This window comes from Mycobacterium innocens (assembly GCF_900566055.1).
In the GTDB taxonomy this organism is placed as follows: Bacteria; Actinomycetota; Actinomycetes; order Mycobacteriales; family Mycobacteriaceae; genus Mycobacterium; species Mycobacterium innocens.
This window is the reverse complement of sequence record NZ_UPHQ01000330.1, coordinates 1-2,878: the sequence shown is the minus strand read 5'-3', so window position 1 is coordinate 2,878 and position 2,878 is coordinate 1. Positions and strand designations below refer to the sequence as shown.

The 2,878-nt window shown below is 68.1% G+C and carries 3 protein-coding genes; all 3 read right to left on the bottom strand.

The window, feature by feature from the left end:
- Positions 1 to 603 (bottom strand): tyrosine-type recombinase/integrase (locus EET03_RS29455; RefSeq protein ID WP_167470750.1); only part of this gene is annotated, 603 nt, incomplete at its 3' end.
- Positions 600 to 1,529 carry a tyrosine-type recombinase/integrase gene (locus EET03_RS29450; RefSeq protein ID WP_075542620.1) on the bottom strand — a complete coding sequence of 310 codons (930 nt, stop codon included), beginning with the start codon at positions 1,527 to 1,529 and terminating at the stop codon, positions 600 to 602. The genes EET03_RS29450 and EET03_RS29455, both read right to left, overlap by 4 nt.
- Positions 1,526 to 2,746: a tyrosine-type recombinase/integrase gene (locus EET03_RS29445; protein ID WP_075542621.1), complete on the bottom strand. Its 1,221-nt coding sequence runs from the start codon at positions 2,744 to 2,746 to the stop codon at positions 1,526 to 1,528. The genes EET03_RS29450 and EET03_RS29445 overlap by 4 nt, the downstream gene beginning before the upstream one ends.
- Positions 2,747 to 2,878 lie beyond the last annotated feature (132 nt).

Here is a 2,878-nt window from a genome sequence, read left to right as displayed (position 1 = left end):
CAGCACTTCCACGGTGTCGGGCAGTAGTGGTGTGTTTCGCTGTTTGCGGCCCTTGCCGATGCAGTGTACGTGCGCGCCGCGACCGAGCTGGAGGTCGGCGACCGACAGCGCGGTCAGTTCGGAGATCCGCAGACCGGTCTGCAGGGTGAGCGCCAGCATCGCGTGGTCGCGGCGTCCGGCCCAGGTGTCGGGGTCGCAGGCAGCCAGCAGCGTGTCAGCCTCCTCGCTGGTGAGGTAGGTGATCAGGTTGCGTTGGAAGCGTTTCGGCGGGACCGCCAGCACGCGTTGGATCGAGGCGGCGTGTTCGGGATGGCGCAGTGCGGCGTAGCCGAACAGTGAGTGGATGGCCGCCAACCGGGTGTTGCGGGTGCGAACACTGTTGCCGCGATCGTGTTCGAGGTGGTCGAGGAACCCGGCGACCAGGGGCGCGTCCAGATCGGCGAGGTCGAGCTTGCTGGGCGGTTTGCCGGTGCGGGTCGCGGCGTAGCCGAGCAGCAGCCGGAACGCGTCGCGGTAGCCAGCGATGGTGTTCGGGCTGGCCTGGAGTTGCCCGATGAGCCGGTCGGTGAAGTAGGCCTGCAGGATCGGGGCGAGCGCGGTCATCGCCGGCCTCCGGGTCTGCTCGCCTGCAGCCGCTGCGCGGCAAGGCCCATCAACTCGGGCGTGGCCGTCAAATACCAGTAGGTGCTGGCCGGGTTGACGTGTCCGAGGTAGGTGGACAGCACCGGCATCATCGCGGCGACGTCGACGCCGGATCGGTACCAGTCCAGCAAGCAGCTCACGGTGAAGGCATGCCGAAGATCATGTGCGCGGGGCCGGACCGTGGCGGTGCGTAGTCCGATCGTGGTGGTGATCTCGATGAACGCCTCATGCACCGACGAATACCGCAGCGCGGCGCCGGTGGTGGACACGAAGAAAGTCTCCGATCGTCGCGGCGGCGGTATCCGGCGGTCGCGGCGGCGGGCGTAGCGGCGCAGCTGTTCGACGGTGCTCGGGTGCAGCGGTACGAGGCGGGGGTGGCCGGCCTTGCGGCCGGCGACGGTGAGCACGCCCGCCCGCAGGTCCACGTCGGTCCGGCGCAGCGGCAGTGTTTCCCCGATCCGCAAGCCGGTCACTGCAAGCAGCCCCAGTAGGGTGTGTATGGTCGCGGCACGCATCTCGGGGCGAAGGTCGTTGGCGGCCTGCAGGATCCGTTGTATTTCTGCATCGGTGTAGATGTAGGGTGTGGGCCGCTTGCCCTGTCCGGGGAATACCTTGGTGGGTGGGATTTCGGTTGCCGGGTCGATCGTGGCCAGGTAGCGGGCGAATCCGCGGATCGCGCCGAGTCGGTGCGACCAGTTGACCGGGTCGACATTGCGCGGCAGCCGCGCGAACGCGATCGCCGCCTCGGTCGTGATCGATGTCGACGCCCGCTGGCGCAGGTAGTCCAGGAATTGGGCCAACACCTGGCCGTCGCCGGTCAGGGTGAATCCCAGCCCTCGCCGCAGCCGTAAGTAGTCGTCGAGATGGGCGTGCAGCTCGGTAGTCATCGTTGGTCTCCGATCGGCCAGGGCCGCGCCAGCATCCGCAGCGCGGCGATGTCGACGCGGCTGTAGACCGCGGTGGTGGTCAGGCCCTGATGGCGCAGCGCCTGACCGATGTCCGGCAGCCGAACCCCGGCATGCACCATCCGCACCGCGGCCGTATGCCGAAGCCGGTGCGGCCCAACCGGACTCACACCAGCGCGCACGCACGCGCGGCGCACGATGCCGCCGACGGCTTCACGGGTGAGCGGATGGATCGGGGCGACGGCGGTGACGAACACCTCCCGCAGGTCGGTGGGTGGTCGCCCGCGTTGCAGGTAGCCGGTAACCGCGGTGCCGACGTCGGACGGTAGCGGCATCCGATCCACCCGGCCGCCCTTGCCGTGGACGACCAGTACACCTGCCCGCCAGTCGACGTCGTCGAGCCGCAACCGGGCGACCTCTCCGGCGCGCAGCCCCAGCCGCAACAGCACCACCAGCACCGCGTAGTCGCGGCGACCGATCGGACGGCGCCGATCGCACGCGTGCAGTAGCGCTTGCGCGTCGCGGTCGCCGATTCCTCGCGGCAGCAACGACATTCGGCGACCGGTCGCCGCCAACGCCGCCGCCGAGAGGTCCGCATCGACGAGGCCCTGCAGACGGCAATACCGCAGCAACGCTCTCACCGCGGCCACGTAATACTGCACCCCACCCACCGACACCCGCCCGGCCTCGGCGGTGATCGCGCGGGTCACATCCGCCGCCCTCAGCGCACTCACCTTGCCGTCGATGGTGTAGTCGACCAGGAACCGCCGACCGCGAGCCATGTACGCCGTGATCGTGGACCGCGACAACACCCGCTCCGACACGAGGTAACGCTCAAACCCACCCAGCAGCGCCTCGACCCCACTCGACTGCGGACGTGGCGGCGGCGCGATCGGCGTGACATGTTGCGCGGCAAGGAAGTCGAGCAGCGGCACCATGGCACGCCAGCCGCGGTGAAGCGTATAACCAGTCGCGCGGCGTGCGGCCAGGTACTCGACGACACATCCTTCGGTCAGATCCCGGCCCGACCAGCCGTGTTCATCCAGCCAGCGACTCAAGTGCGCCAACAGCCGCAGCTGGTGCACAGCCGACAACGGCGTATATCCCAACTGCCGCAACTTATCCCGAAATCCATCCGCGAACGGCGCCAGCGGACCCTCGAACCGAACGTCGGCGACCTTGCTGACCGGCTTGCCCATCACTTCCTCCTTCATCAATAACCCCGTCGAAGGAGATATCGGTCCTGTTTATGCCGACAGTTCAACCCCGCTCACGTCGCTGGCCAGCAGCTACCCAAAAACCTCGGCATAATCGTGAGGTCGGCATAATCG

What these genes read in the sequence shown, in the direction of transcription:
- EET03_RS29445 (WP_075542621.1), bottom strand. Translation starts at nt 2,746, where the DNA reads ATGGGCAAGCCGGTCAGCAAGGTCGCCGACGTTCGGTTCGAGGGTCCG.
- EET03_RS29450 (WP_075542620.1), bottom strand. Translation starts at nt 1,529, where the DNA reads ATGACTACCGAGCTGCACGCCCATCTCGACGACTACTTACGGCTGCGG.